Raw genomic sequence first — 291 nt, 5'->3', positions numbered from 1 at the left:
CAACGCCCTCACGGTCGATGCCGCGCAGCAGTGCGCCGATGTTGTCGCCAGCTTCACCACGATCCAGCAGTTTGCGGAACATTTCCACGCCCGTGCAGGTCGTTTTCTTGGTGTCGTTGATGCCAACGATTTCCAGTTCGTCGCCAACGTTGACAACGCCACGCTCGATGCGGCCGGTCACAACCGTGCCGCGACCCGAGATCGAGAACACGTCTTCGATCGGCATCAAGAAGGGCTGGTCCACGGCGCGCTCGGGCGTCGGGATCCAAGCGTCGACAGCTTCCATCAGCG

1 protein-coding gene is annotated in these 291 nt (G+C 61.9%); it reads right to left on the bottom strand.

Annotation, left to right across the window (positions count from 1 at the left end):
* On the bottom strand, positions 1-291 hold a 291-nt coding region (locus tag AB4874_RS20150), incomplete at both ends, for an EF-Tu/IF-2/RF-3 family GTPase (protein WP_368393322.1).

The sequence above is a fragment of the Thioclava arctica genome (assembly GCF_040892615.1).
Lineage (GTDB): Bacteria > Pseudomonadota > Alphaproteobacteria > Rhodobacterales > Rhodobacteraceae > Thioclava > Thioclava arctica.
This window is presented reverse-complemented; position numbering and strand designations above follow the sequence as displayed.